Source organism: Actinosynnema sp. NPDC050801 (assembly GCF_040673975.1).
In the GTDB taxonomy this organism is placed as follows: Bacteria; Actinomycetota; Actinomycetes; order Mycobacteriales; family Pseudonocardiaceae; genus Actinosynnema.
The window spans coordinates 489,244-512,206 of the sequence record NZ_JBFAQZ010000002.1 but is presented as its reverse complement, the minus strand read 5'-3'; the positions used below and the strand labels follow the sequence as shown (position 1 = coordinate 512,206).

The window sequence follows — 22,963 nt, the reverse complement described above, 5'->3', positions numbered from 1 at the left end:
CATTCGAATTCGAGCTCATGCACGATGAGGTCGACAATCGAGCGGTGGCGACCACAAAGGACATTCCCGATCGCTCACCGCGGCCATTCGGCCGGTTCGGTCGGGAATACAAACACATCGTCGTCCGAATAGAGGATTTCTATGACGACCGACATTCACATGACAACCCTCGGCCACTGGTCGAATTCCAGTGCGGGCCCGACCACGTCGTTCCACCTGGCCGTGGACGACGCCGTGGTGATGCTCGACGTCGGCATCGACCCGATCGGCAGGCTCCAGGCCAACGGGCTGTCGCCGACCGACGTGACCCACGTGTACGTGTCGCACCTGCACTCCGACCACGTGGGCGGATTCGCCAACTTCGCGTTCACCCGCTCCCTGCTCAACCGGGAGGGTGACGTCCCGCTGCTCAAGCTGACCGTGGTGGGACACCCGACGATCCTGGCCGGGCTCAAGGAACTGCTGCACCTGCAGTACCCGGAGCGGACGTTCGACCTGGCGTGGGTCGAGTGCACCGACCAGCCCGTGGCACTGGGCGGGCAGCTGCGGATGCGGCTCGTGGAGACCGACCACCCGGTGCCGTGCTACGGCGTCGTGGTCGAGACCGGCCGGGCGAGGATCGGGTTCACCGCCGACACCGGACCGGTGCCCTCGCACGAGCGCGATTTCGCCGACTGCGACATCCTCATCGGTGAGGCGTTCGGCCTGACGACCGACGTCGGCGAGAGCATCCACCGCCGCGGCCACATGACCGCCGAGGACCTCGGCGCCCTGGTCGCGGCCACGCGGCCGAAGTTCGTGGTGCCATTCCACTTCGGCCAGGAATACGCCGACGCGGGTCGGCGCGCCGAATTGTTGAACGCCTGCGGCGCGGCGGAGGTCACGACGATCGACCCGGTCGACGCCAAGCCGATCACGCTCGGCGACTGACCTGGCTAGTCGCGGCCCGGGCGCACGGCGGCGAAGCCGACGTCCAGCCGGTCGATCATCACGTCGATCAGGTCGGACAGCTCGGGCCGCTCGGCGGCGTCCAGCCACCAGCCGACGACCACCCGCAGGGTCGCCATGACGGTGGCCGCGAACATCGCCGGGTAGAGGTCGGTGGCCGGGTCGACGCCGACCCGCGCGGCCACGGCGGCGGCGAGTTCCCGCTCCTGGGCGGAGAAGGCGGCGATCTGGTGCGGCAGCAGGGCCGGGGTCCGGCGCAGGGCGCGCAGCTGCGCCACCCGCTGCGGGTCGATCCGGTCGGGCACGACCTCGACCAGGGCCGCGCGCAGGGCCGACAACACCGGCTCGGCGACCGGTCGGTCGGCGAACGCCCGGACGAACGCGGCCGCGGTGGCCACGTCACCCGCGACCACGGCCTCCTCTTTGGACGAGAAGTAGTTGAAGAACGTGCGCAGTGAGACGCCGGCCTCGTTGGCCACCTGTTCGACGGTCACCCCGTCGAGGCCGTGCGCCTCGCACAGCCGCAGGGCGGCATCGGCCAACGCCGTCCGCGTGGCGAGCTTCTTGCGTTCGCGCAGTCCTGACACGCGCGAAAGTGTCGCACCTGTCCGACCGGGAGCCGGACAAGTGCGACACCGTGTCTCCGATGCCAGACGCCTCACGACCGACGCCCGACGCCCGACGCCCGACGCCTGGTGATCGACGCCTGACGCCCGACGACCGGACATCCGACGTCGAGGGCCGGGCGCCGGGCGGCCGGCCTAGTGGCCCGACGCCATCTCCGCCGCCAACCGCTCGTCACCGCTGAGCGTCTTGAGCGGCTTCTCCTTGATGAACAGCACCGCGACCAGGGCCAGCACCGCGATCGGCGCGCCGATCAGGAACAGCTCCGCGGTGGCCGTCGCGTAGATCTCGCGCACGACCACCCGCACCGGCTCGGGCAGCAGCGACAGGTCCGGCACCGCGTTCTCCGCGCCGTCGGGCGCCGGGCCGAACTTCTCCTCGCTCAACGCGGTCACCCGGTTCGCGAGCACCGCACCCAACGCGCTCACGCCGATCGCCCCGCCGAGGCTGCGGAAGAACGTGAGGGTCGAGGTGGTCGCGCCGAGGTCGCGCGCGGGCACGTCGTTCTGCGCGGCCAGCACCAGGTTCTGCATGAGCAGACCGACGCCGACGCCCAGCACCGCCATGTGCACGCTGACCACGAACACGCTCGTGTTCGCGTCGATCGTGGCCAGCAACAGCATCCCGCCGACCATGATCACGCCACCGGCGACCAGGAACGCCTTCCACCGGCCCCACTTGGTGATCAGCTGACCGGCGACGGTCGAGGACACCAGCAGGCCGAAGATCAGCGGCAGGCTCATCAGGCCCGCCTGCGTGGGCGTCTTGCCCAGGCCGATCTGGAAGTACTGGGACAGGAACACCGTGCCGCCGAACATCGCCACGCCCACCAGCGCGCTGGCCAGCGTCGTCATCGCCACCGTGCGGTTGGCGAAGATCGTCAGCGGCACGATCGGGTCGGCCGCCCGGGACTCCACCCACACCGCGAGGCCCAGCAGCGCCACGCCGACGGCCACCAGCAGCACCGTCCACGCCGAGGCCCACTCGAACTGGTGGCCCGCCAGCGTCGACCACACCAGCAGCGTGGACACGCCGCCGACGATCAGCGCCGCACCAAGGTAGTCGATCTTGACTTCCTTGCGCACCACGGGCAGGTTCAGCGTGCGCTGGAGCAGCAGGATCGCGGCGAGCGTGAACGGCACGCCGATGAAGAAGCACCAGCGCCAGCCCAGCCACGAGGTGTCCACCATGACACCGCCGATGAGCGGACCGGCGACCGTGCCGACGCCGAACACCGCGCCGAAGATGCCCGCGTAGCGGCCCATCTCGCGCGGCGGGATCATCGCCGCCATCACGATCGTGGCCAGCGCCGTCATGCCACCGGCGCCGAGGCCCTGCACGATGCGGCTGGCGATGAGCACCTCGACGTTCGGGGAGAACCCGGCGATGAGCGAGCCCACCACGAACAGGCCCAGCGAGAGCTGGATGAGCAGCTTGCGGCTGTACAGGTCGGCGAGCTTGCCCCACAGCGGCACGGTCGCCGTCATGGCCAGCAGCTCGGTCGTGACGACCCAGGTGTAGACCGACTGCGAGCCGTGCAGGTCGGCGATGATGCGCGGTAGCGCGTTCGACACGATGGTCGAGGCCAGGATGGCCATGAACATGCCCAGCATGAGGCCGGACATCGCTTGCATGACGTCCCGGCGCGAGGTCGTGCCGGTTTCGGTGGACATCTGATCCCCCAGGTTGTCGCGATGTGTCAAGACGGTGGACTCGTGGCCCCGACGCCGGTCCCGGTCCGGGTTCACGGCGGGTCGGCGAGTCCGGCGCCGAGCAGGTCGAACGCCTCGGCGAGCAGGTCGTGCAGCGGTGCGGCGGTGGTCGACCAGCGGGCCACCGCCACCCGGAACGCCGCGCCCGCCGCTGCGGCGAGCAGCAACGGGTAGGTGTCGTCGGCGGGCAGGCCGACGCGTTCGGCGACGGCCGCGACCAGGTCGCGCTCGACGGCCTCGCCGCCGGAGAACACCTTCGCCAGCAGCACGGGGTGCTGCTGCACCACGCGCATCCGCCGCAACCAGAGGTCGCGGTCGTCGGCCAGTTCCGCGGCGACCTCCGCCAGCAACGCCTCGCGCACCGCCGCGACGGCGGACAGGTCCGCCGGTTCGGCGAGCACGCGGGCGCGCATGCGGGGACCCGCTCCCGGGTCGGGCCCGAGGACGGCGTCTTCCTTGCTCGCGAAGTAGTTGAAGAACGTCCGAGGTGAGACGTCGGCGGCGGCGCTGATGTCCTCGACGGTCACGTGGTCGAGGCCGTGCTCGGCGACCAGCCGGACGGCGGCGTGGCCCAGGGCCTTCCGGGTCTGCCGCTTCTTGCGGTCGCGCAGCCCCTCGGCCCCCTCCGTCGTCACCCGATCAGCGTAAGAAAAACATGCACGCACTGCAACTTTGCACTGACTGCACTATTGTGATCCCCCTCTCCCCCTCGGGTCGTCGACACCGCGCGGCTCACGCGAAGGCGGACGCCCCTCCCCGGTCGACCACGTCGAGCAGCAGCTTCGCGGCCACCTCCGCCCCGTCGGTGCGGACCTCACCGGCCACGGCGGTCGCCCGGGCACGGGTCCCGGGTTCCAGCGCGACCTTGAGCGCGGCGGACAGCGACTCGGTGGTCGGCACCGGACCGTCGTGCGCCACGCCGACGCCCAGGTCGGCCACCCGACCCGCCCAGTACGGCTGGTCGGCCAACTGCGGCACCACCACCTGGGGCGCGCCGGCACGCGCGGCGGTCGTCGTGGTGCCCGCGCCGCCGTGGTGCACGACCGCGGCCACCCGGCCGAACAGCACCTGGTGGTTGGCCTCGCCGACGACGAAGCAGTCGTCGGCGTCGTCGATCAGCCCCAGGTCGGCCCACCCGCGCGAGACGAGCGCACGGCGACCCTGCGCGCGGACCGCCTCGACGACCACGCCCGCGAGGTCCTCGGAACCGCGCATGGGCATGCTGCCGAAGCCCACGTACACCGGTGGCTCGCCGGCCTCCAGGAACGCCTCCAACTCGGCCGGGAGCGGGCGGGGGTCGGGCAGGACCCACGCGCCGGTCTGCACGACGTCGAAGTACGCGGGCTCCCGCCACGGGTCCAGGGTCGGGTCCGTGGCCAGCCACGGCCGGTCGCCGATGACGTAGTCGCGGACGTTGTCCACCGGCGGCAGGCCGACCGACGTCCGCCGGGTGTTGAGCGCCGCGCCGAACAGCTCGTCGATGCTCCGCGCGTCCAGGTCCCACAGGACCCGGTTGTCGGTCACCTCCGGCGGGAACGGCCGGCCCGGGTAGGCCAGCGGCGAGTGGTGCGGTGAGGGCAGGGTGAGCTGCTGGAAGGTCACCGACACCGAGCGGATGCCCAGCGCCTCGGCCACCGACCGCGCCCCGGCCGCGGCGGGCATCGCCCCGGTCGCCACCACCACGTCGCAGCCCTGCGCCGCCGCGGTGAGGCCCTCGAACTGGGCGGCGATCACCGCGGCCGCGCGCTCGGGCAGGTTCGACGCCGACGGCGGCGGCGCCTCGGACGTGAGCGCCCGGGCCGACGGGCCGACCGGCGTCATCGGCACGCCGACACCGGCCAACCGCTGCGCGAAGTCCTCGTCGGGCGGCGCGCAGACCCGCACCTCCGCACCGAGTCCCCGCAACCGCACCGCGAGCGCGACCAGCGGTTCGACGTCCCCCCGTGATCCGTACGTCGACAACAACACGCGCATTCGCGACTCCCGATTTTCTGCGGCTTCCGGCTTCGAGCGGCGATTCTGCGGCATCACCGGGGTCTTGCCGCAAGACCCCCTGTGCGCTATAAGTTGAGAGTGGCGGGAAGCCGGTCCTCCCCGCGCTCCCCCTTTCGTCCGCTGTAGACGGACATCTCAGGCGCGGCGCTCCAGCATGATCGTGTCCCGCCAGACCCCCCGGTGGACCGCGATCCGCTCCCGGAACCCGACGGTCCGGAACCCGCCCGACCGGTGCAACGCGATGCTCGCCCGGTTCTCCGGGAACACGACGGCCTGCAACGTCCACAACCCGCCCGCGTCCGCCGCCGTGACCTGCCGGTGCAACAGCGCCTTGCCCACCCCGCGCCCCCGGAACCGCGCGTCGACGTACAGCGAGGTCTCGGCGACCCCGGCGTAGCACTCGCGCGGCGACACGGGCGTGGCCGCCGCCCACCCCGCGACCCGCCCGTCGGCCACCGCGACCCACCGGTGGCCGGGCAGCCACTTGACCTCCAGCGTGCGCCGGCTCGGTGCCTCGGTGTCGAACGTGGCGTTGCCCGTCGCGATGCCCTCGCCGTAGATGCGCCGCACGTCGGCCCAGTCGGCGTCCACCATCGCGCGCACCGCGACGTCCGCGGGCGGGTCGAGCGGTGCGGCGGGGATCGCGCCCAGCACCGCGTCGACGGCGTGCGGCAGCACGACGCGACCGGAGGGGTCGACCGAGGCGAAGGTCGCGGTGCCGTCGCGGCGGAGCTGGACGAAGCCGGCGGCGGCCAGCTTGCGCAGGTGGTGCGAGCAGGTGGGCTGGCTCACGCCGAGCACGGCGGCCAGCGCGCCGACGGTGGTCTCGCGGGCGGCCACCGCGTGCAGCAGCCGGACCCTGGTCGGGTCGGCGAGGCAGGCGAACCGCTCGGCGTAGGCGGCGGCCTGGTCGACCGGCAGGACCGCTGAAGGTGTCACGGCGGAGCTCATGCCACGGATTGTCAGCCGCCCGAGAGCGCCCGGTCAATCGAAACTGGTCGATGCAGTACGCCTCACTTCATAGACGGTCGTCTATGGTTGACGTCGCACGCCGCTCCCTCGTGAAGATCGTCCCCGGATCCGGGACGGCACCCGACCGCCGGGTCGCCGGTCGGGTCGGGTGGCGCGCTTCACCCGGACAGGTGACCGTCCACTTCGAACACCGGCGCGCCGCTTGAAACACCGGCACGGCACCGGAACGCTGGTGCCCCCGAAGGCATCGCAAGATCGACTCGCGAGGGAGAACGATGCTCCGCAGCACTCGCCTGTTCGGCCCGAAGCGCCGCGTGACCTTCTCGCTGCCCCTCGACCAGCCGAGCGGGCCGGTGAGCGTGGTCGGCACGTTCAACGACTGGACCCCCGGCGTGCACGAGCTGGTGCCCCGCCGCGACGGGACGCGCACGGTGACCGTGGTCCTCCCGCCGGGCACGCACCGCTTCCGCTACCTCGCCGACGGCGGCCTCTGGTTCGACGAGCCCGACGTCCCCACCGTCGGCCCGGACGGGTGCGTGCTCACGATCGACGCGACGTGAACTGACCGTGGAAGCCGAACGGAATGGCGTGCGGCACGTCGGCCCGGGCGATCTCCCGGAACGTCGCCGCGTCGAGGACCAGCAGGCCGGACCGCCCGGCGTCGGCGTCGAGCACCACGGACAGGAGCACGCCGTCGTCCTCCGCCCGGGCCCCCGGCGCGGGCACGAACACCGGCTCGCCCGGGTAGCGGCCCGGTTCGTGCCACCGGCTGGTCCGTCCACTCCGGACGTCCAGCTTGACCAGCTGGTTGATGAAGTCGTGCGTGCCGTTGTCGTGGGCGCCGACGCCGTAGGCGTAGCGGTAGTCACGGCCGTTGTGCGACCCGTAGGCGATGCGCGGCAGCTCCAGCGAGTCCTCGGAAAGCCGCCGTGACGTGACACCGCCGCCCGCGAGGTCCACCTCGTAGCGGGTGGGGAACGCCAGCGGCAGCTCGGCGTCGCCGCGCAGGTTGTCCAGGTACAGCGCGTCGACCACGGTGGCGTCCGGGTAGGCGGAGATGTCCACGACCACGCGCCCGTCCGCGTCGAAGGCGTTGATGTGGTGGAAGCCGAAGAACGCGTCGGTGCGCTCGTCGGCGACCACGGAGCCGTCCTCCAGGTCGAACACCACGAACCGGGTGCCCAGCTCCGGCCGCCACCGGTAGTTCTCGATGAACGGCTTGGCGCGCAGCAGCAGCGACAGCGGATTGACCACGAACGGGAACACGGCCAGGACCACGTGCCGCTCGGTGACGGCGAAGCTGTGCATGTAGCCGGGGCGGTCCGCGGGCAGGGTGGCGAGCAGCTCGCGGGTGCCGCCGCGCTGCCGGTAGATCTGGTAGACGCTGCGCCTGCCGAACCGCAGCACGTAGTTGACCAGGTCGCCGGTGCGCGGCGCGCGGTGCGGGTGCGCCGTGGTGACGTGGCCGGTGATCGCGTCGTCGTAGTCGGTGAGGCCGACGGTCGCGAGGGTCTCGCGGTCGAACTCCACCGCCATGGGCGTCTCGGTGAGCGCCCAGTCCCGGTCGCCGTCGGACAGCACGTTGACGTTGGTGTTCGACGTGCGGCGCAGGCTCGGGTGGGTGAAGAAGCGGTTGAAGAGCGATCGGCACGGGTCCGTGGCGAACTCGCCGAACGCGATGTGCCCCTCCTCGCGCGTCGCGCGGAAGCTGGGCGTCTCCAGGTACCGGTTGCGGTAGTCGACGGCGCCGTCGGCGAAGCCGAAGCGGTGCAGCATCGCCTGGCCGTCGAACCAGTGGCGGAACGAGCCCTTCCCGGTCTCGAACTTGGCGGGCCCGTTGCGCACCAAGGTGCCGGACAGCCACCGCGGCAGCTCACCGCGCACCTCCAAGTCCACGACGACCTCGCGGTCGAGGGTCTGGAACCCGGCCTCAACGCCCATCACGCCACCTCCACACAACGGTGTTATGCAACATCGTTATAAAACATCGTTTTGATTCATTCGTCAAGTCTGACCCCGTCACCGTGCTCGTGCGCCCACCGGCCGAGCGCGTCCAGGGGCCCGAGCAGGCCGCGGCCGAGATCGGTGAGCCGGTACTCCACCCGGTCGGGCCGGGCGTCGCGTGCCACCAGCCCGGCGGCCTCCAGCCGGCGCACCGTCTCGGTGAGCACCTTCGGGCGGATGCCGCCGATGGAACGCCGCAGGTCGGAGGGCCTGCGCGGGCCGTGCCGCAACGCGTGCAGGACCACCGGGTTCCAGGTGTTGGCCAGCAGGTCGAACGCCTGCCGGGCGCGGCAGTCGGCGAGGAAGGTCATCGGCGGCGCTCCCCTCTGTCGTGGACACCGTTCGGTACCCGTCGGGCTTCCTACTCTCGGTTCCGGCCAAGCATTTCGAGCAAGGGAGAAGAACGTGCGGGCGGGGTTGCGGATCGGCGTGCTGGGGTCGGGCGGGATGGCCGAGGCGTTGGGCGACCGGTGGGCCGCGGCGGGGCACGAGGTGATGATCGGCGGTCGGTCGCCGCGACGGTCGGCGGAAGTGGCCGCGCGCGTCGGGGCCGTCGCCGGGTCACCGGCCGACGCGGTGGCGTTCGGGGACGCGGTGCTGCTCGCCGTGCCGGCGGCGGTGGCGGCCGAGGTGCTGGGGCACGCGCCGGGACGGGTGGTGGTCGACTGCACCAACTCGGTGGTGGCGGGCCGGTTCGTGCTGGACGAGCCGCGTGCCGCCGCACGGTTGGCGTCGACGTCGGGGGCGCACGTGGTGAAGGGGTTCAACCTCTGCCACGTGGACGTCTGGCGTCGACCGTCGCTGGTGTTCGAGGGGCGACCGCTCGGGGTGCCGCTGTGCGGCGACTCGGCCGAGGCGCTGGAGGTCGTCCGGGCGCTGGTGCGGTCGATCGGTTGCGTGCCGGTGGACGGCGGGCCGCTGGAGCGGGCCGAGCTGCTGGAGGCCACGACCGCGTTCGCCATCGGGCTCTGGGTCGGTGGCGCGGACGTCAGGTCGATGTTCCCGTCAATTCCGTAAGCGCTAATATAACAGCACTGTTACTTCTGTTCGAGGGGGTAGATCGTGCTGTACCCGGAGATCGAGCCGTACGACCACGGGATGCTGGACGTCGGCGACGGGCACCACCTGTACTGGGAGGTGTGCGGCAACCCGGACGGGAAACCGGCGGTGGTGCTGCACGGCGGGCCGGGTTCGGGGTCCTCGCCCCGGGCCCGCCGCTACTTCGACCCGCGGGCGTACCGGGTCGTGCTGTTCGACCAGCGCGGGTGCGGGCGGAGCACGCCGCACGCGGGCCGACCGGTGGTGGACCTGTCCACCAACACCACCGACCACCTGATCGGCGACCTGGAGCGGTTGCGCGGGTTCCTGGGCATCGACCGGTGGCTGGTGTTCGCCGCGTCGTGGGGCTCGGTGCTCGGCCTGGTGTACGCGCAGCGGTTCCCGCACCGGGTCTCGGAGATGGTGCACGCGGGCGTGGCGACCGGGCGGCGGGCGGAGACCGACCTGCTGACCACGGGCTTGGCGCCGATGTTCCCGCAGGCCCACGCCCGGTTCCGCGCACTGGCGCCGTCCGGCGACCCGGCCGCCGGGTACCTGGAGCTGCTCCTGTCACCGGACCCGGCCGTGCACAATCGGGCGGCGCGGGAGTGGTGCGCGTGGGAGGACGCGTTGCAGCCCCTGTCATCCGGCGGACTGCGGTTCGACCACCCGGAGCACGGGCTGGCGTTCGCCCGGCTGGTCACGCACTACTGGGCGCACGGGTCGTGGCTGCGGGAGGGCGTCGTGCTGGAGGAGGCGTGGAAGCTCGCGGGCATCCCGGGCGTGATCGTGCAAGGGGTGCTGGACCTGGGCAACCTCATCGGCACCCCGTTCGACCTCGCCCACGCCTGGCCGGACGCCGAGCTGCTGCTCGTCCCCGAGACCGCCCACGGCGGCAGTGACGCGATGACCGAAGCGAGGCGTGCGGCTACTGACAAATTCCGGTAACACCCGGAAACTCGGTGCGATGCACTGATCGCAGCCCGATGCCGGGCTGGTCCACGTCGGCGAAGGACTTGATGTTGGAAAGGTTCACCGAGAGCGCGCGCCGGGTGTCCGTCGTGGCCCTCCAGGAGGCGCGGGGGTTCAACCACACCGCCATCGGCACCGAGCACCTGCTCCTGGGGCTGATCGGCGAGGGCGGCGCGGCGGCGTCGGTGCTGGCGTCGGCCGGGCTGTCCCTGCACGCGTGCCGGGCGCACGTGCTGGCGGTGGACGGGCGGGGCAGCCTGCCGGTGCGCGGGTACCTGCCGTTCACACCGGGCGCGAAGCGGGCGTTGGCGGCGGCGGTGCGGGAGTCCCTGGCGTTGGGGCACCGGCACGTCGACACCGGGCACCTGCTGCTCGGTGTGCTGGCCGAGGACGAGGGCGTGGCGGTCGACGTGCTGGCCCGGTGCGGCGTGGAGCGGGCCGACGTGCGCGACCGGGCGTTCGCCGCGTTGGCCGGGATCGACCTCTCCCCCGGGCAGCGGGCCGCGCGGCTGTTCCTCAGCTACCGGCGCCCGCAGGACCTGCACCTCGCGGGGCGCATCGCGGACCGGCTGGACGACATCGGCCGGTCGGTGGTCGGCGACGTCGGCGACTGCGACGTGCTGCTCGCCGTGGTCGGACCCGACTGGGCGCCGACAGAGCTGATGCGCGTGGAGGTGGAACGCGCGTCGCTGCGTTCGGTGCCGGTGATCCCGGTGCTGGTCGACGGGGCGGTGCTGCCCGTCGACCAGCTGCCGGGAACCGATCACGTCACCGTCCGGCACGAGACGTTCCGGGCGGACGTGGCGCGGTTGGCCGACGTGGTCCGCTACGCCCAGCCGGGCATCGGGTAGCCCGCCATCACGTCGGCGACCTCGGCGGCGATGCGGTCCAGCGCCTGCTCGTCGTCCGCCGCGCCGACGGCCCGGTCGATCCACTCGGCGATCTGCGGCATGTGCTCCTCGGTGAGGCCGCGGGTGGTGATCGCGGCCGTGCCCAGGCGCACCCCGGACGGGTCGAACGGCTTGCGCGGGTCGAACGGGACGGTGTTGTAGTTCGCCTCGACGCCCGCCCGGTCCAGCGCCTTGGCCGCGGGCTTGCCGCCGATGCCCTTGTTGGTCAGGTCGAGCAGGATGAGGTGGTTGTCGGTGCCGCCGGAGACCAGGTCGAAGCCCCGGTCGAGCAGGGCGGCGGCCAGGGCGCGGGCGTTCTGCACGACGGCGTGGGCGTAGAGGCCGAACGACGGCTCCGCCGCCTCGCCGAGCGCGACCGCGATGGCGGCGGTGGTGTGGTTGTGCGGGCCGCCCTGCAGGCCGGGGAACACCGCCTTGTCGATCGCCTTCGCGTGGTCGGCGTCGGTGAGGATCATCGCGCCGCGCGGCCCGCGCAGCGTCTTGTGGGTGGTCGTGGTGATCACCTGGGCGTACCCGACCGGTGACGGGTGCGCGCCACCCGCCACCAGGCCCGCGATGTGCGCGATGTCGGCCGCCAGCACCGCGCCGACCTCGGCCGCGATCTCGGCGAACGCGGGGAAGTCGATGGTGCGCGGGATGGCCGTGCCGCCGCAGAAGATCACCTTCGGGCGTTCGGCCCTGGCCAGGTCGCGGACCTGGTCGAGGTCGACCACGCCGGTCTCCTTGGTCACGCCGTACTGGACGCTGCGGAACCACTTGCCGGTGGCCGAGACGCTCCAGCCGTGGGTGAGGTGCCCGCCGGCGGGCAGGGCCATGCCCATGACGGTGTCACCGGGGTTCAGGAACGCCAGGTAGACGGCGAGGTTGGCCGGGGAGCCGGAGTAGGGCTGGACGTTGGCGTGGTCGACGCCGAACAGGGCCTCGGCCCGGGCGACCGCGAGCCGCTCGACCGGGTCGACCACCTGCTGGCCCTCGTAGTACCGGCGGCCCGCGTAGCCCTCGGAGTACTTGTTGGTCAGCACGGAGCCGGTGGCTTCGAGGACGGCGGTGGAGACGTAGTTCTCCGAGGCGATCAGGCGGACCTTCTCGAACTGCCGGCGGGCCTCGGCCTGGACCAGGCGGGCGACCTCGGGGTCGGCTCCGGTCAACGACGGGATTGCGGGTTCGTGCACGACGACCTCCACGCGCGCGGGAGCGCTGCCGTGGCACCCAGGCGCGCGGTGCGGATCGGCTCAACGCTCCCCGGTGGTCGTTCCCACCCTCGGCACGCCAGTCGCGAACACCCGCGAGCCTACCTCAGTCGTGCTTGTCCGCCAGCGTTTTCAAGCGGTGCAGGACCGCGACGACGGCCAGCACCGCGGAGGTCGCGAGATCCGCTTCGAGCTCGGGCCGCTGGTTCTCCGCCGGGTGGACCTCGTCGCCGACGGGCTGACCGGTGGTGGTCCTGGGCGCTTCGTCGTCGACCGCGTCCGCCGCGTCGATCATCGCGCCCGCCGCGCCGCCCACCGCCTCGTGGAAGTCCTCGTGCCACAACGCGCCGGTGGCCGCGTCGGGCCTGGACGGCAGCCGTTCGTCGGGCTGCCTCACCCGGTCCGGCGCGTCACCCGGTGGCGGGGCGTCCGAGCCCTGGTCGGGCGGCGATTCCCACGGGCGCTTCCACGCGTCGTCCCCGGCGGGTTCGACCGTGAACTCGACGGCGGACGACGGCGATTCTTCCGGCGGCTCCGCGGCGTCCGGAGACCGGGAGGCGTCCGGGGGCTCTGTGGCGTCCGGCGGCTGGGAAGCGTCCGAGGGTTGCGAGGCCTCCGGGGGTTGCGAGGCGCTGGGTTCGCCGTCGTCGCCGGACGGGTCGTCGGCCGCTTCCAGTGCCATCGGTCCTCATCGCCTCCTCGTGCGGTCAAGTCAACACCACCACGGGTCACGGTGGCGGTGAACGGTGGTAGTGGCAGTGAACGGTTTGGGCGGAACGGGCCATTGCCGCAACGGGCGGCCACCCATACTTTGTGGGTTGGAAAACTTCCAACCGGCCCTGTGCCACGTCAGCACTTCCCCCTGCCCCCGAAAGGACTGACGTGCTCGATCGGCGAACGTTCGTGCTGGGTGCCGCCGCGACAGCGGCACTCACCAGCGCACTACCGGCCCACGCGGCTGCCGCGGCACCCGCGTCGGGCGCCACCGACAACCCCCGCAAGACCGCGGGCGTGTTCCTCGCGGCCGACGGCGCACCCTCCATGTTGACCCACCAGGACGGTCATTGGGTCCTCGTCGACGAAGGCGGTTCGGTGCGCATCACCGACGGCCTCGTCGGCGCGGACCTGGTCGACGTCACCGGCGACGGCACCACCTTCCACGCGGTCGGCGCGCTCAGCGGCGACCCGATCGCCACGATCTGGGAGTCCACCGACGGTCTCGCGTGGCGCGAGGCACGCCGCCTGCACGGCGTGCGCTCGGAGTTCACCGCGGTCGGCGGCGGTCTGGCCTTCGGCTCCGTGCTCAAGCACGAGCGCGCTTCGGTGGTCCGCATCGCCGCCCGCCGCACCCCGTCGGGCTGGAACACCGTGCCGGTCCGCGGCCTGGAGTGGACCGACGGCCTGTCCGCCACCGCCGTCGCGGCGACCGGCGACGGGTGGGTCGTGGCGGCCGTCGACATCTCCGGCACCGTCCTGCACACCTCGCGCGACGGCGTCACGTGGACCTCCCGCCCCCGCCTGGACGGTGTCGCCGTGCGCGGCCTGGCCTCGGTGGACGGCCGCGTGCACTGGGTCGGCAACGAAATGGTCGACGCCACGCCGCTCACCGGCGTGCTGGACGCCGACCGGACCCGCCCGGCCGTGCCGCAGGACGCGAAGGCACTGGGCGTGGCCGGTACCCGTTCCGGCTGGCTCACCGGCGGCCGGCTGATCACCGCGGAGGCGACCCGATGATCACGTTCCAGCGGATCGACGGCACGCCCGTCTACTACTGGCGGTCCAGCCGCGGCAACACGACGCTGCGCAACTGGCAGGCCACCCAGGGCTTCTACGACTCCCTGGTGCTGTGGATCCGCGACCTGCGGTCGTTGTCCTCGGCGTACGGCAGCATCACCTACCTGGTGTCGGCGGGCTTCTACGTGAACAAGCCCGGCCAGCACGGCGCGGGCACCGCGATGGACCTCGACCACGTGCGGTGGAGCGGCGGCCAGGTGTCCTCGCCGCTGGACCGCGACCACGCGTCCGGCACGCTCGCCGTCCGCCGCCGCTACCTGGCGGTGGACGCGGTGTGCCGCAGGCGGTTCCGGTACGCGTTGGACGGGTGGTACAACGCCGACCACGCCGACCACATCCACTCCGACTTCGGCGGCCTGCCGGTCCGCTGCGTGACGGGGTCCGAGAGCGACGCGAAGTTCGTCCAGTCGCTGTGCAACAACTTCATGAGCTCGGGCCTGGTGGTGGACGGCATCTGGGGTCCGAAGACGCAGAGCGCGTTCACCACGGCCAAGTCCCGGCTCGGCACCACCGGCGACCCGCACACCAGCAGCGCGGCGTGGCAGTCGTTCCTGTCCGCGGCCGCGCGGAAGGGGTTCGCGAACCAGGCGTTCTGACCGGCTGACGCGTCACCGGTCGACGGGCCCGCGAGTCGTCTTCGGCTCGCGGGCCCGTTCGTGCGCGCGGGACCTCGGTCCGACCCCGTGCCCGCGGTGACGTCGACATTGCTCGATCATGGCTGCCGTATAGACGCCCCTGACTACATTCGGCGGCATCCCGACCGACGCCAGGGGGTGTCCGGATGAGCACTTCGGAACTCGACTTCGTGCCGGTCCGGCAGGCCGAGGACGAGGAGACCGGGGACGCCGGGCAGGCGCCGCGGTCGATGGCGGCGCTGCGGGAGGAGCACGGCAGGCAGCGGTCGCGGATCGCGGCGGGCCGGCCGGAGGCGGTGGCCAGGCAGCACGGGCTGGGCAAGCTCACCGCCCGGGAGCGGTTGGACCTGCTGCTGGACGTCGGGTCGTTCGTCGAGGTCGACCTGTACCGGCGGGGCGCCGGCGCGGGACCGCACACCGACGGCGTGGTCGCCGGGTCCGGCACCGTGGACGGCAGGCGCGTGTTCGTCTACGCGCAGGACTTCACCATCTCCGGCGGTTCGCTCGGCGCGGCGCACGCGGCCAAGATCCAGAAGGTGCTCGACCTGGCGGTGTCCACCGGTTCGCCGGTCGTCGGGCTGAACGACAGCGGCGGGGCCCGCATCCAGGAAGGCGTGCTCGCCCTGCACGGCTACGGCGGCATCTTCCGCCGCCAGGTCGCCGCGTCCGGCGTGGTACCGCAGATCGCCGTCGTGCTCGGGCCGTCCGCGGGCGGTGCGGCCTACTCCCCCGCGCTGGCCGACTTCACGTTCATGGTCCGCGAGACCGCGCGGATGTACCTGACCGGACCGGACGTCGTCGCGCAGGTGACCGGTGAGCGGGTCGGCCACGACGAGCTGGGCGGCGCGGACGTGCACGGCTCGCGTTCCGGTGTGGCGTCGTTCGTGTACGACGACGAGAAGAGCTGCCTGGAGGGCGTGCGGGAACTGCTGGCGCTGCTGCCGTCGAACAACATGGAACCGCCGCCGGCGCTGCCCGCCCGCAACGCGTCCACCGACTACCGGCCCCGGCTGGCGGAGATCGTGCCGGTGGAGCCGAACAAGCCCTACGACATCCGCTCGGTGCTGGCGGAGGTCGTGGACGACGGCGACTACTTCGAGGTGCACGAGCACTGGGCGCCCAACGTGGTGTGCGCGTTGGCGCGGGTCGACGGGCGCGTGGTCGGCGTGGTGGGCAACCAGCCGATCGTGCTGGCCGGCGTGCTCGACGTCGCCGCGGCGCAGAAGGCCGCGCGGTTCGTGCGCTTCTGCGACGCGTTCGGCATCCCGCTGGTGTCCTTGGTGGACGTGCCGGGGTTCCTGCCGGGGACCGAGCAGGAGTCGGGCGGCGTGATCCGGCACGGGGCGAAGCTGCTGTACGCCTACTGCGAGGCGACCGTGCCGCGGGTGCAGGTGATCCTGCGCAAGGCGTACGGCGGCGCGTACATCGTGATGGACTCGCGCTCGGTGGGCACGGACCTGTCGCTGGCGTGGCCGACCAACGAGATCGCGGTGATGGGCGCCGAGGGTGCGGTGAACCTGCTGTACCGGCGCGAGCTGGCCGCCGCGGAGGATCCGGCACGGCTGCGCGCGGCGTTGGTCGCCGAGTACGCGTCGGAGCTGATGCACCCCTACCACGCGGCCGAGCACGGGCTGGTGGACGACGTGATCGACCCGGTGGAGACCAGGGCGGCGATCGCGCGCGGCCTGACCATGCTGCGGGACAAGCGGACCGAGCCGCCCCGCCGCAAGCACGGCAACGCGCCGCTCTGAGCGCCCGCGCCGCCGGGCGGGCGTCCGGCCTCGACCGGCCCACCCGACCCGCGTGGTCGAGGCCGGGCGGGCCGGGGCCGACTACTTCATGGCGGCGAGCTGGATCAGGTTGCCGCAGGTGTCGTCGAACACGGCGGTGACCACCGGACCCAGGTCGGTCGCCTCCTGGGTGAACTCGACGCCGAGCCCCTTGAGCCGCTCGACCTCGGCGTGCACGTCCTCCACCGCGAACTGGGTGAACGGGATGCCGTCGGCGACCAAGGCCTCCTTGAACGGCCGCGCCGCCGGGTGGCCGTCCGGCTCCAGCAGCAGCTCGACGCCGTCCGGGTCGGCGGGCGAGACCACGGTGAGCCAGCGGTACTCGCCGGCGGGCACGTCGGTCTTCTTGGTGAACCCCAGCTTCCCGGTGTAGAAGGCCAGCGCCTTCGCCTGGTCGTCGACGAACACGCTGGTGATGTTGATGCGGATCACTGGTTCGGTGCCTCTCGGTCGATGGGCCACCGCTCGACGATCGAGCGCAACGGGCTCGTGTCGATGTGGTGGAACTTGTACCGGCCCTGACGCCGGGTGTGCACCAGACCGGCCTGTTCGAGCACCGCGAGGTGCTGCGAGATGGCCTGGCGCGAGGAGGCCAGGCCGTGCTTCGTGGTCAGCCTGCCGCAGATCTCGAACAGCGTCTGACCGTCCCTTTCGGTCAGCTCGTCCAGGATGGTGCGTCGCGTCGCGTCACCGAGTGCCTTGAACAGGTCGGGGTCTGCGTCCACGGCACAGTTATAGGCAAGTGGCGACTTGCCTGTCAAGTCGGTGACCGCACGGTCGGCGTGAGCGAGTCGCGGGTGGTGGTCGTGGTGCCGGAGACGAGGCCGAGCGGACTCCGCCGGTCACCGCGCGACCTGGCCGCCAAGCCGAGCACGACGACGGCGAGCAGCACCAGACCGCCGTGTCCGGCCGAGATCAGCAGCAACACCGGCAGCCACCACAGGGTGAACCTGAGCAGCACCGCCCGCGGTGGCGCCGCCCCGCCGGTGCCCGCGTCGACCAGGGCCAGGCTGAACGCCACCTGTCCCGGCGTGGCCCGGTCGGCGCGCAGCAGCGGCACGACGACCGCGGCGACCACCGGCACCAGCACGCCCAGCGTCGCCCCGAACCGGTCGGAGGTGGCGAGTTCGGTCAACCGGGGCGTCCCCGTCCCCTCACCCACCAGCACCAGCACCGCGCGGCAGGCGAACTGCGTCAGCGACAGGGTGAGCAGGTCGCCCGCGAACGCCAACCCGCGGCGCGCCAGACCGGGCGGTCCGGTGTCCGCCACGGGCTCCGGCACGGCTGCGGGCAGCCGTCGCCCGACCGACCGCGCGAGCAGCCACCCCAGGACCGCGCCCGCCGTGTTGGTCATCAGGTCGTCCACGTCGGCGATCCGGTACGGGCACGGGTAGAGGCCGAACACCGCGGTGCCCTGCGTCGTCTCCACGGCCAGCGACACCAGCAACCCGATCGCGGTCGCCGCCAGCGGACCGCGCCGGAACCGGTAGCACAGCAGGAAACCCAGCGGCACGAACAGCACCACGTTCAACGCCACCTGGACGAACGCCGGGCTCGTCGGCGAGTACCCGGCGGCGGCGATGTCGTCCAGCGACGCGAACGGCCGGGTCTGCCAGTAGGCGCGCGCCGACCGACCCGTGCAGAACCCGTCGGTCACGTCCGGCAACGGGAACAGCGTGAACGCCACCAACGCGCACCCGTACAGCGCGCTCGCCGCCGCCACGACCGCCGACCAGCCGCGCAGCCGGCCGTGGCGCCGGTACTGCCGGTGCACCCACGGCAGCACCGCCACCGGCACCAGCAGCGCGAACAGCACCAGCGTGATGATCGACTCGCTCACCCGAACCGACACGGCGGCCACGCTAGGCCGCAGCACCAAGATCCGCTCGCCGGTCACCTGATCGGGCGGCCGAACCGACCGGGGCCCAGCCGACGAACTCCTGTCGCGGGGCTTCCGCCAAGGGATGGGGGATCCATGGACGACTCAGCGGCCTGCGCCGCCACTCGTTACGCCAACCAGGTCCACGCGACCGTGGAACGCCTGGCCATCGGCCGCCGCTGGCCGCTGGTGTTGGCCGACGGCAACGTGCACCTGCCGACCGGGCACGGCATCGGCGGTCTGCTCGTGAGCGCCCGGATCGGCGCGCACGTCGACGCGGCGCTGCCCGCGCTCGCGCTGTCGGCGGACCTGTGGGCGTTCCTGGTCGACACCGCGGACGCCCTCGACGCCGGGCCGCCCGTGCTGCCGCCGCAGGTGCGGCTGGTGGACGACGGCCGGTACCTGCCGCTGCCGCCGAGCGTCACCGCCGACGGCCCGGTGCGGTGGGTCCGCGAACCCGGCGACCACCTGCCCCGGTTGGCCACCGTGCTGCGGCTGCTGGGACCGGTCACGCCCGCGGTGGCACCGCGGTGGGCGACGCGCTAGTTAGCGCGGGCCGAGCCCCGTGGTGCCGTCGAGCAGTTCCCGCGCGGCGTCGAGGTGGCCGGCGTGGCGGGCGGTTTCCTCGATCACGTGCAGGACGATCCGGCGCAGGTCGGTGGTCTCGGCGCCGAGCGGGTCGGGGTGACGGCCGATCGGGCGCGTCGACAGCGGTGTGGCGGCGAGGATGGCGTCGGACCGCTCGCACTGGCGCCGGTAGAACGCGAAGACCTCCTCCGCCGACCGCGGCGTGGTGAACGGCGGTGGGTCCTCCCACGGCAGCGGTTCGGCGTGGCCGAGCAGGATCACCTCGAACCAGTGCCGCTCGGCGTAACCGAGGTGCTCGACCATGGCCAGCGGCGTCCACCCCGACGGCAGGACCGGGGTCGCCAGGGCCGCCGGGTCGAGCCCTTCGAGGATCGCCAGCACGACACCGCGCTGCGCCTCCAAGAACGTCGACAGAGCCTGCTTCTCGTCGTCCACCGGTGCGCTCCCCCTGTCCGTCGGATCGTTGCCGGACGCTAACAGTCGGCACCGACAATCCCGATCAGGACAGGGGCGGCACGGGCGCCCGGACGTCGTCGGGGTCCTTGTCCGGCCGCAGCCCGCGCCACGACGAGTGCCGCAGCCTGCCGTCGGTGGTCCAGGTGCGGTACTCGACCTCGCCGACCAGTTCGGGTCGGACCCAGTGCGCGCGGCGGGCGTGCTCGGCGGGCACCGGGCCGACGAACGGCGACGCCGTGCGGGCCAGCGGCCGCAGTCGTTCCTGCAGGTCGAGCAGCGTCGAGTGGGTGAACCCGGTGCCGACCTTGCCCACGTAGCGCAACCCGGCGTCGGACGGCACGCCGAGCAGCAGCGACCCGATCGTGCCCGCCCGCCGGCCGTCACCCGGCCGCCAGCCGCCGATCAGCACCTCCTGCGTGCGCACCAGCGGTGCCTTCACCCACCCCGCCGAGCGGCGTCCCGGCTCGTAGCGGGAGGTGACCCGTTTGGCGACCACGCCTTCGAGCCCGTAGTCCGCGGCCACCGCGAGCACGTCCCGGCCGTCGACGTCGGTGAAGGACGGCGGCACGCGCACCTCCGCCAGGTCGCCGAGCCCGAGGGCCGCCAGCTCCGCGCGTCGTTCGGAGTAGGGCACGCCGAGCAGCGACCGGCCGTCGAGGTGCACGAGGTCGAAGGCGTAGTACACGACCGGGACGCGGGCCAGCAGGTCGTCACCGGGTCGGGCGACGTGCATCCGGGACTGCAACAGGCCGAAGTCCGGTTGCCTACGGGTGCCCAGAGCGACGATCTCACCGTCGAGCACGGCCTCGCGGTCACCCAGGAGCGCGGACAGCGCCCGGACCTCAGGGTAGGTCGCGGACACCTCCAGGTCGTTGCGCGTCATCGCCCGCACCCGTCCACCGCGGACGTAGGTGACCGCCCGGACACCGTCCCACTTGAACTCGAACGCCCAGCCGGACCCGGTGGGGAGCTGCCCCGACGAGGCCAGCATGGGCCGGATCAGCTCGGGGAACCCGGACTCGGCGCGCAACGGCATGCGACCGTCCCTTGTAGACGGATCACGGCCGGCCCAGTGTCGCCCGCGTCGCCCGGAGCCGCACGTCGACACCTCGATCGTGGACGGCGGCGCGGTCGCGGCGTGCTCGCGGCCGGAGCACCTCCGCCGCGGTCGCCCTCACCGCCGCCGTCACGCCGAGGGGTGAGACCTACACTGGGGATCCAGGACTTCCCGTGGGGGCTGCGGTGGCGGTGAGCAGTGACGAGTTCAACCGGATGGTGAACGCGCTCGTCGACGTCGAGCGCGCGGAGAGCGGGCAGTACAGCTCGTTCAGCGTGCGCGGCAAGCGGTTCGGCTACTACTGGCCGCGCACGAACACGGCGGGGTTGAAGCAGCTGCTGTCCGAGCAGCAGGCGTTGGTGGCCGAACGGCCGGACGTCTTCGAGGAGCAGTTCACCTCCGGCGGCTTCGGCTGGGTCGTCGTCTACCTGGCGGGCATCGAGGCCGACGAGCTGGCCGAACTGGTGTTCGAGGCCTGGCGCCTGACCGCCCCGGAGGAGCTGGTCGAGCAGGCGCCCGATCCGGCGCGGGGTGCCTCGCCGCGTTGACAGCCGGGTCATGACTCAATCATCATTGAGTCAATGACTACTGACTGGCCTTCCGGCACGGTGGCGCGTGCCCGCGTGCACGCGGCCCTCGGCGAGCCCGCCCGGCTCGCCCTGGTCGACCTGCTCGTGCTCGGCGACGCCTCGCCCGGCGAGGTCGGCCGCGCGCTCGGGCTGCCCAGCAACCTGCTCGCCCACCACGTCAAGCTGCTCGAACAGGCCGGGATCGTGGAGCGCTCCCGCTCGGAGGGCGACCACCGGCGCACCTACCTGCGCCTGCGCACCGCCGCGCTCACCGACCTCGTGCCCAGCGGCCTGCGGCAGGCGCCACGGGTGGTGTTCGTGTGCAGCCACAACTCCGCCCGCTCCCAGCTGGCCGCCGCGTTGTGGCAGCGCAGCAGTCCCGTGCCGGCGGCGAGCGCGGGCACCCGGCCGGCCGAGCGCGTGCACCCGCTGGCCGTCGCCACCGCCCGCGAGCACGGGCTGTCCCTGACCCGCGCCCGTCCCCACCACCTGGACGACGTGCTGCGGCCCGACGACCTCGTGGTGGCGGTGTGCGACAACGCGCACGAAGAGCTGACCGACCACGACGACCGGCTGCACTGGTCCGTGCCCGACCCGGCCGCCATCGGCACCCCGGACGCCTTCGACGCCGCCTACCGCGACCTCGCCGACCGCGTCGACCGCCTCGTGCCCGCCGTCCGCCCCGCCACCGAGGGATCCTGAATGCCCCGCCCGCTCCCCCACCGGCTGCTCGCCGAGTACCTGGGCAGCCTGCTGCTCGCCGCCCTGGTCATCGGCTCCGGCATCACCGCCCAACGCCTGTCCCCCGACGATGTCGGCCTGCAACTGCTGGAGAACGCCGCCGCCACCGCCGTCGGCCTCTACGCCATCATCCTGATCTTCGGCCCCGTCAGCGGCGGCCACTTCAACCCCGCCGTGTCCATCACCGACGCCGTCCTCGGCGGACTCGCCTGGCGCGACGTCCCCGCCTACGCACTCGCCCAAATCCTCGGGTGCACCACCGGCGCCGTGCTGGCCAACGTCATGTTCGAGGCGTCGCCGGTCAGCATCAGCACCACCGACCGCGCCACGGTCGCGCACGGCGTCGCCGAGGTCGTGGCCACCGTCGGCCTGCTGCTGGTGATCTTCTCGCTCGTCCGCTCCGGCCGGGCCGCCCTCGCACCGGCCGCCGTGGGCGCCTACATCGGCGCCGCCTACTTCTTCACCAGCTCCACCAGCTTCGCCAACCCCGCCATCACCGTCGGCCGCGTGTTCAGCGACACCTTCGCCGGCATCGCCCCCTCCTCCGTGCCGGTCTACGTGCTGGCGCAGCTCGTCGGCGTCGCGGTGGCCATCCCGCTGCTGCGCCTGCTCTACCCCACCCAGGCACCCGCCGACAGCACCGCACCCGTCACCGAAGGGCAAGTCCGTTGACCAGCAAGCCCGAAGTCCTGTTCGTCTGCGTCCACAACGCCGGCCGCTCCCAGATGGCCGCCGCCCTCCTCCAGCACTACGCGATGGGCCGCGTCACCGTCCGCTCGGCCGGCTCCGCCCCTGCCGACACCGTCAACCCCGCCGCCGCCCAGGCGCTGGCCGAACTCGGCCTCGACATCACCGCCGAAGTGCCCTCCAAGCTCACCACCGAGGACGTCGAAGCCTCCGACGTCGTCATCACCATGGGCTGCGGCGACACCTGCCCCGTCTTCCCCGGCAAGCGCTACCTCGACTGGGAACTCGAAGACCCCGCCGGACAGGGCGTGGACGCCGTCCGACCCATCCGCGACGACATCGACCGCCGCGTCCGCGGCCTCCTCGCCGAGCTGCTCGACGGGGCACCCGCGTAGGTTGTC

27 protein-coding genes and 1 riboswitch are annotated in these 22,963 nt (G+C 72.5%); of the genes, 13 read left to right on the top strand and 14 right to left on the bottom strand.

Translation table 11 applies throughout. From position 1 onward, the window contains the following. Window positions 1-141: 141 nt before the first annotated feature. Window positions 142-930: an MBL fold metallo-hydrolase gene (locus AB0K14_RS06880; RefSeq protein WP_360458505.1), complete on the top strand. Its 789-nt coding sequence runs from the start codon at window positions 142-144 to the stop codon at window positions 928-930. Between the two features lie 5 nt (window positions 931-935). Here the strand turns inward: AB0K14_RS06880 and AB0K14_RS06875 are convergent, their stop codons facing one another. From AB0K14_RS06875 to AB0K14_RS06855, 5 genes are all read right to left on the bottom strand, one after another. After that, complete coding sequence (locus tag AB0K14_RS06875) at window positions 936-1,535, bottom strand: TetR/AcrR family transcriptional regulator (protein WP_360458508.1); 600 nt, start codon at window positions 1,533-1,535, stop codon at window positions 936-938. A 174-nt stretch (window positions 1,536-1,709) separates the two neighbouring features. Then, on the bottom strand, window positions 1,710-3,245 hold the full coding sequence (locus tag AB0K14_RS06870) for an MDR family MFS transporter (RefSeq protein WP_360458511.1): 1,536 nt from the start codon (window positions 3,243-3,245) through the stop codon (window positions 1,710-1,712). Window positions 3,246-3,316: 71 nt separating this feature from the next. Beyond that, window positions 3,317-3,919, bottom strand: coding sequence for a TetR family transcriptional regulator (locus AB0K14_RS06865; protein WP_360458513.1), 603 nt, complete (start codon window positions 3,917-3,919; stop codon window positions 3,317-3,319). A 97-nt stretch (window positions 3,920-4,016) separates the two neighbouring features. Continuing rightward, window positions 4,017-5,258: a glycosyltransferase gene (locus AB0K14_RS06860; RefSeq protein ID WP_360458516.1), complete on the bottom strand. Its 1,242-nt coding sequence runs from the start codon at window positions 5,256-5,258 to the stop codon at window positions 4,017-4,019. 156 nt (window positions 5,259-5,414) lie between these two features. After that, a complete protein-coding gene (locus AB0K14_RS06855) occupies window positions 5,415-6,230 on the bottom strand; it encodes a metalloregulator ArsR/SmtB family transcription factor (RefSeq protein ID WP_360458519.1) in 816 nt (271 codons plus the stop codon). A gap of 296 nt (window positions 6,231-6,526) precedes the next feature. Between AB0K14_RS06855 and AB0K14_RS06850 the strand changes: the two genes are divergently transcribed. After that, a complete protein-coding gene (locus AB0K14_RS06850; RefSeq protein WP_360458522.1) occupies window positions 6,527-6,811 on the top strand; it encodes an isoamylase early set domain-containing protein in 285 nt (94 codons plus the stop codon). Here AB0K14_RS06850 and AB0K14_RS06845 read toward each other — a convergent pair. Together AB0K14_RS06845 and AB0K14_RS06840 are read right to left on the bottom strand one after the other, a co-directional pair. After that, a complete protein-coding gene (locus tag AB0K14_RS06845) occupies window positions 6,792-8,192 on the bottom strand; it encodes a carotenoid oxygenase family protein (RefSeq protein ID WP_360458526.1) in 1,401 nt (466 codons plus the stop codon). The two genes, AB0K14_RS06850 and AB0K14_RS06845, sit on opposite strands and share 20 nt — an antisense overlap. A gap of 56 nt (window positions 8,193-8,248) precedes the next feature. Further along, on the bottom strand, window positions 8,249-8,566 hold the full coding sequence (locus AB0K14_RS06840; protein ID WP_360458529.1) for a helix-turn-helix domain-containing protein: 318 nt from the start codon (window positions 8,564-8,566) through the stop codon (window positions 8,249-8,251). 94 nt (window positions 8,567-8,660) lie between these two features. Between AB0K14_RS06840 and AB0K14_RS06835 the strand changes: the two genes are divergently transcribed. The 3 genes from AB0K14_RS06835 to AB0K14_RS06825 all read left to right on the top strand — a co-directional run bounded on the left by AB0K14_RS06835 (window position 8,661) and on the right by AB0K14_RS06825 (window position 11,116). Continuing rightward, window positions 8,661-9,272, top strand: coding sequence for an NAD(P)-binding domain-containing protein (locus AB0K14_RS06835; RefSeq protein ID WP_360458532.1), 612 nt, complete (start codon window positions 8,661-8,663; stop codon window positions 9,270-9,272). 45 nt (window positions 9,273-9,317) lie between these two features. Further along, on the top strand, window positions 9,318-10,241 hold the full coding sequence (gene pip / locus AB0K14_RS06830) for a prolyl aminopeptidase (RefSeq protein ID WP_360458535.1): 924 nt from the start codon (window positions 9,318-9,320) through the stop codon (window positions 10,239-10,241). Window positions 10,242-10,312: 71 nt separating this feature from the next. After that, on the top strand, window positions 10,313-11,116 hold the full coding sequence (locus tag AB0K14_RS06825; RefSeq protein WP_360458538.1) for a Clp protease N-terminal domain-containing protein: 804 nt from the start codon (window positions 10,313-10,315) through the stop codon (window positions 11,114-11,116). Here the strand turns inward: AB0K14_RS06825 and glyA are convergent. Then, window positions 11,092-12,348, bottom strand: a complete 1,257-nt coding sequence (gene glyA, locus AB0K14_RS06820; RefSeq protein ID WP_360458542.1) for a serine hydroxymethyltransferase — start codon at window positions 12,346-12,348, stop codon at window positions 11,092-11,094. The genes AB0K14_RS06825 and glyA overlap by 25 nt on opposite strands. 28 nt (window positions 12,349-12,376) lie before the next feature. Then, window positions 12,377-12,463: riboswitch (ZMP/ZTP riboswitch) on the bottom strand. A 9-nt stretch (window positions 12,464-12,472) separates the two neighbouring features. Then, window positions 12,473-13,048, bottom strand: a complete 576-nt coding sequence (locus tag AB0K14_RS06815) for a hypothetical protein (protein ID WP_360458545.1) — start codon at window positions 13,046-13,048, stop codon at window positions 12,473-12,475. Between the two features lie 200 nt (window positions 13,049-13,248). Between AB0K14_RS06815 and AB0K14_RS06810 the strand changes: the two genes are divergently transcribed. The 3 genes from AB0K14_RS06810 (at window position 13,249) to AB0K14_RS06800 (ending at window position 16,546) form a co-directional block, all read left to right on the top strand. Continuing rightward, the gene (locus AB0K14_RS06810; RefSeq protein WP_360458548.1) at window positions 13,249-14,100 is read left to right on the top strand and encodes a hypothetical protein; all 852 of its coding nucleotides are present in this window, start codon (window positions 13,249-13,251) and stop codon (window positions 14,098-14,100) included. Beyond that, complete coding sequence (locus AB0K14_RS06805) at window positions 14,097-14,756, top strand: hypothetical protein (RefSeq protein WP_360458551.1); 660 nt, start codon at window positions 14,097-14,099, stop codon at window positions 14,754-14,756. Before AB0K14_RS06810 ends, AB0K14_RS06805 begins: the two co-directional genes overlap by 4 nt. Window positions 14,757-15,025: 269 nt before the next feature. Continuing rightward, window positions 15,026-16,546, top strand: a complete 1,521-nt coding sequence (locus AB0K14_RS06800) for an acyl-CoA carboxylase subunit beta (protein WP_360458601.1) — start codon at window positions 15,026-15,028, stop codon at window positions 16,544-16,546. 81 nt (window positions 16,547-16,627) lie between these two features. Here AB0K14_RS06800 and AB0K14_RS06795 read toward each other — a convergent pair whose 3' ends face one another. The 3 genes from AB0K14_RS06795 to AB0K14_RS06785 are packed head-to-tail and all read right to left on the bottom strand — an operon-like array spanning window position 16,628 to window position 18,437. Beyond that, complete coding sequence (locus AB0K14_RS06795) at window positions 16,628-17,017, bottom strand: VOC family protein (RefSeq protein ID WP_360458554.1); 390 nt, start codon at window positions 17,015-17,017, stop codon at window positions 16,628-16,630. Then, window positions 17,014-17,310 (bottom strand): metalloregulator ArsR/SmtB family transcription factor, encoded by a 297-nt coding sequence (locus AB0K14_RS06790; RefSeq protein WP_360458556.1) that lies wholly within the window; start codon window positions 17,308-17,310, stop codon window positions 17,014-17,016. The genes AB0K14_RS06795 and AB0K14_RS06790 overlap by 4 nt, the downstream gene beginning before the upstream one ends. A gap of 32 nt (window positions 17,311-17,342) precedes the next feature. Continuing rightward, window positions 17,343-18,437, bottom strand: coding sequence for a VanZ family protein (locus tag AB0K14_RS06785; RefSeq protein WP_360458559.1), 1,095 nt, complete (start codon window positions 18,435-18,437; stop codon window positions 17,343-17,345). 123 nt (window positions 18,438-18,560) lie between these two features. Here AB0K14_RS06785 and AB0K14_RS06780 point away from each other — a divergent pair, with 123 nt between their 5' ends. Further along, complete coding sequence (locus AB0K14_RS06780) at window positions 18,561-19,010, top strand: hypothetical protein (RefSeq protein WP_360458562.1); 450 nt, start codon at window positions 18,561-18,563, stop codon at window positions 19,008-19,010. On the opposite strand, the gene AB0K14_RS06775 is transcribed toward AB0K14_RS06780, so the two are convergent. Beyond that, complete coding sequence (locus AB0K14_RS06775; RefSeq protein WP_360458565.1) at window positions 19,011-19,487, bottom strand: DinB family protein; 477 nt, start codon at window positions 19,485-19,487, stop codon at window positions 19,011-19,013. 64 nt (window positions 19,488-19,551) lie between these two features. Beyond that, window positions 19,552-20,544, bottom strand: coding sequence for a non-homologous end-joining DNA ligase (gene ligD / locus AB0K14_RS06770; protein WP_360458568.1), 993 nt, complete (start codon window positions 20,542-20,544; stop codon window positions 19,552-19,554). A 206-nt stretch (window positions 20,545-20,750) separates the two neighbouring features. Between ligD and AB0K14_RS06765 the strand changes: the two genes are divergently transcribed. Genes AB0K14_RS06765 through AB0K14_RS06750 form a run of 4 tightly spaced genes read left to right on the top strand, consistent with a single transcriptional unit; the run spans window position 20,751 to window position 22,957 of the window. Next, on the top strand, window positions 20,751-21,113 hold the full coding sequence (locus tag AB0K14_RS06765; protein ID WP_360458604.1) for an MmcQ/YjbR family DNA-binding protein: 363 nt from the start codon (window positions 20,751-20,753) through the stop codon (window positions 21,111-21,113). Between the two features lie 33 nt (window positions 21,114-21,146). Next, a complete protein-coding gene (locus AB0K14_RS06760) occupies window positions 21,147-21,836 on the top strand; it encodes a helix-turn-helix domain-containing protein (protein ID WP_360458570.1) in 690 nt (229 codons plus the stop codon). After that, window positions 21,837-22,547, top strand: coding sequence for an MIP/aquaporin family protein (locus AB0K14_RS06755; RefSeq protein WP_360458573.1), 711 nt, complete (start codon window positions 21,837-21,839; stop codon window positions 22,545-22,547). Then, window positions 22,544-22,957 (top strand): arsenate reductase ArsC, encoded by a 414-nt coding sequence (locus tag AB0K14_RS06750; RefSeq protein ID WP_360458576.1) that lies wholly within the window; start codon window positions 22,544-22,546, stop codon window positions 22,955-22,957. Before AB0K14_RS06755 ends, AB0K14_RS06750 begins: the two co-directional genes overlap by 4 nt. Window positions 22,958-22,963 lie beyond the last annotated feature (6 nt).

Bases quoted from the DNA above. Each gene is read 5' to 3' on its own strand.
- AB0K14_RS06880 (WP_360458505.1), top strand. From the start codon at position 142: ATGACGACCGACATTCACATGACAACCCTCGGCCACTGGTCGAATTCC.
- AB0K14_RS06870 (WP_360458511.1), bottom strand. From the start codon at position 3,245: ATGTCCACCGAAACCGGCACGACCTCGCGCCGGGACGTCATGCAAGCG.
- AB0K14_RS06860 (WP_360458516.1), bottom strand. From the start codon at position 5,258: ATGCGCGTGTTGTTGTCGACGTACGGATCACGGGGGGACGTCGAACCG.
- AB0K14_RS06855 (WP_360458519.1), bottom strand. From the start codon at position 6,230: ATGAGCTCCGCCGTGACACCTTCAGCGGTCCTGCCGGTCGACCAGGCC.
- AB0K14_RS06850 (WP_360458522.1), top strand. From the start codon at position 6,527: ATGCTCCGCAGCACTCGCCTGTTCGGCCCGAAGCGCCGCGTGACCTTC.
- AB0K14_RS06845 (WP_360458526.1), bottom strand. From the start codon at position 8,192: ATGGGCGTTGAGGCCGGGTTCCAGACCCTCGACCGCGAGGTCGTCGTG.
- AB0K14_RS06840 (WP_360458529.1), bottom strand. From the start codon at position 8,566: ATGACCTTCCTCGCCGACTGCCGCGCCCGGCAGGCGTTCGACCTGCTG.
- AB0K14_RS06825 (WP_360458538.1), top strand. From the start codon at position 10,313: ATGTTGGAAAGGTTCACCGAGAGCGCGCGCCGGGTGTCCGTCGTGGCC.
- AB0K14_RS06815 (WP_360458545.1), bottom strand. From the start codon at position 13,048: ATGGCACTGGAAGCGGCCGACGACCCGTCCGGCGACGACGGCGAACCC.
- AB0K14_RS06805 (WP_360458551.1), top strand. From the start codon at position 14,097: ATGATCACGTTCCAGCGGATCGACGGCACGCCCGTCTACTACTGGCGG.
- AB0K14_RS06800 (WP_360458601.1), top strand. From the start codon at position 15,026: ATGGCGGCGCTGCGGGAGGAGCACGGCAGGCAGCGGTCGCGGATCGCG.
- AB0K14_RS06780 (WP_360458562.1), top strand. From the start codon at position 18,561: ATGGACGACTCAGCGGCCTGCGCCGCCACTCGTTACGCCAACCAGGTC.
- ligD (WP_360458568.1), bottom strand. From the start codon at position 20,544: ATGCCGTTGCGCGCCGAGTCCGGGTTCCCCGAGCTGATCCGGCCCATG.
- AB0K14_RS06760 (WP_360458570.1), top strand. From the start codon at position 21,147: ATGACTACTGACTGGCCTTCCGGCACGGTGGCGCGTGCCCGCGTGCAC.
- AB0K14_RS06755 (WP_360458573.1), top strand. From the start codon at position 21,837: ATGCCCCGCCCGCTCCCCCACCGGCTGCTCGCCGAGTACCTGGGCAGC.